This window comes from Prosthecobacter sp. (genome assembly GCF_049294395.1).
Classification (GTDB): domain Bacteria; phylum Verrucomicrobiota; class Verrucomicrobiia; order Verrucomicrobiales; family Verrucomicrobiaceae; genus Prosthecobacter.
In genome coordinates this window covers 1-1,940 of sequence record NZ_JBAQCR010000296.1, presented here as the reverse complement: position 1 = coordinate 1,940, position 1,940 = coordinate 1, and the positions used below count along the sequence as shown (strand labels likewise).

2 protein-coding genes and 1 pseudogene are annotated in these 1,940 nt (G+C 56.8%); 1 reads left to right on the top strand and 2 read right to left on the bottom strand.

Annotated features, from left to right (window positions below; translation table 11 throughout):
• Positions 1-284, bottom strand: a 284-nt coding sequence (locus WAW39_RS19765) for a hypothetical protein (RefSeq protein WP_422320885.1), incomplete at its 3' end; no start/stop codon positions are given.
• Between the two features lie 163 nt (positions 285-447).
• Here WAW39_RS19765 and WAW39_RS19760 point away from each other — a divergent pair.
• Positions 448-1,419 carry an SDR family NAD(P)-dependent oxidoreductase gene (locus WAW39_RS19760; RefSeq protein ID WP_422320884.1) on the top strand — a complete coding sequence of 324 codons (972 nt, stop codon included), beginning with the start codon at positions 448-450 and terminating at the stop codon, positions 1,417-1,419.
• Here WAW39_RS19760 and WAW39_RS19755 read toward each other — a convergent pair.
• Positions 1,416-1,940 (bottom strand): annotated as a pseudogene (locus tag WAW39_RS19755) (haloacid dehalogenase-like hydrolase); the annotation flags it as partial. The gene WAW39_RS19760 and the pseudogene WAW39_RS19755 sit on opposite strands and share 4 nt — an antisense overlap.

Genomic DNA, 1,940 nt, shown 5'->3' with positions numbered 1-1,940 from the left:
GTGCTGGACTTGGGCGCAGGCGGAGGCAGCGGCGCGGAAGGCAGCTGAATCGGAGCCGTGGATTTCTTCGACATCATGGGAACCACGGATGTCGTGTTGAAAGAGGCTGGAATTCCGCCTGTGGCAGGGGAAACAGGCGAGGTGGACTCACGCGGCTGGGTGACACCTGCACCTGGGCGACCACGCAGGGTGATGCGCACCGTTTCTTTTTTCAGAGGGACGGCGGCCGTTTTGGGCGTCGAGCCTGACGGTGGTGTTGGGGGCGTGTTTTCGGATTCGCTCATGGTTCAGGACGGAAAATGGATGATTCGGAGAATTCTATATATTTAGCGAATTTCGCCCCCTTGCGTCAATCCCTTTCTCCTGATGCCTTGCAATTGTCGGACCCTTGATCGTTAGTTAATCATCTGGTGATCGGCACCCACGTCCTCCCAGGCCTTTCTAAGCATGAAAATTCTTGTCACAGGCGGAGCTGGTTTCATTGGCTCCCACACCGTTGAGCGCCTTATTAATGAAGGGGCAGGGGAAGTCACAATCATTGACAGCTTCAATGACTACTACAATCCCACAATCAAGCGTGAGAATCTAAGGTCCTTCGGTTCGAAAGTGACGGTTTGTGAGGGGGACATTTCTGATCCGAAGTTTGTCCATGAGACTTTTGATCTGGGCCGTTTTGACGCAGTTATTCATCTGGCAGCCCGTGCAGGTGTGCGCCCCTCGATTGAGCAGCCCGAGCTCTATATTGATACCAACATCAAAGGTACCTTTCACCTCCTAGAGGCTGCCCGCCGCACCGGGGTGAAGCACTTTGTCTTCGCCAGCAGTTCTTCGGTTTATGGGGTGAACAAAAAAGTGCCCTTTGCCGAGGCCGACCCCATTTTGCAAACCATCAGCCCCTATGCCATGACCAAGATGGCGGGCGAGCAAATGTGCTCCAATTACAGCCACCTTTATGGCATCAAGACCGTCGCCCTGCGCTTTTTCACGGTCTATGGCCCGCGCCAGCGCCCTGACCTGGCCATTTCAAAATTCTCCCGCCTCATCGAAGACGGCAAGCCGATCGATAAATTTGGGGATGGCAGCACCGCCCGAGACTACACCTTCGTCCACGACATCGTCGATGGCATCATTGGGGCGCTCAACTACACCAGCGGTCCCATCTGCGACATTATCAACCTGGGTGGTTCCCAGACCGTCACTCTCAATGATCTGATCGCCACCATTGAGCAGGCGATTGGTAAAAAGGCCATCATCAACCAACTGCCTGAGCAGCCGGGGGATGTGCCGCTGACTTCTGCCGATGTGAGCAAGGCCAAGGCTCTGATTGGATTCAAACCCACCACGACCATTGCGCAAGGGGTGCCGGCTTATGTCGAATGGTTCCGTGATATGCGGGCCCGTGGCATTGCCGTGTGCTAAAAATGCGGTGCTGACACGGTGCCTTCCTCGATTTCCTGGCGCTTTTTGCGCACAATGCCGTCGGCGATGTCCGTCACCATCTCCTCAAGCAGCAGCCGGAGATGGCTGCCGGGGCGGTAATCGGCGGGGGCGATGTGTTTGACGCGGTCGGCAAGGCCGGTGAGCTGGTAGCACTTGCGGAAGCTGCTGCGGCTGGCCTCGTCAGGATTGTAAACCGCCACCGCATGGCCGCCATAGCGTTTCATCAGGGTGAAGCAGGGCACGTCCGTCGGGCCGTCTCCGACATAGATCATGTGCTGGAAGGGGATGGGGCGCAGTTCCGGAGCCATGTGATCGTTCACGTCTTCGTGGGGTTCCAGCATGCCTTTGTTGATGCGGAAGATGTACTGCGTCTTGGTGGTGTGGCTGATGACGCGTTTGGGGAAGGTGATGCGGCCGTTTTTATCCTCGCCGAATTCGCAGCCGAAGATGCGCTTCACAAACGGTGCCAGCGCCGAGCCATCCAGCAGGGCCTTCAGGCC

Excerpts from the sequence above, each read along its gene's own strand:
- WAW39_RS19760 (WP_422320884.1), top strand. The coding sequence starts at position 448 with ATGAAAATTCTTGTCACAGGCGGAGCTGGTTTCATTGGCTCCCACACC.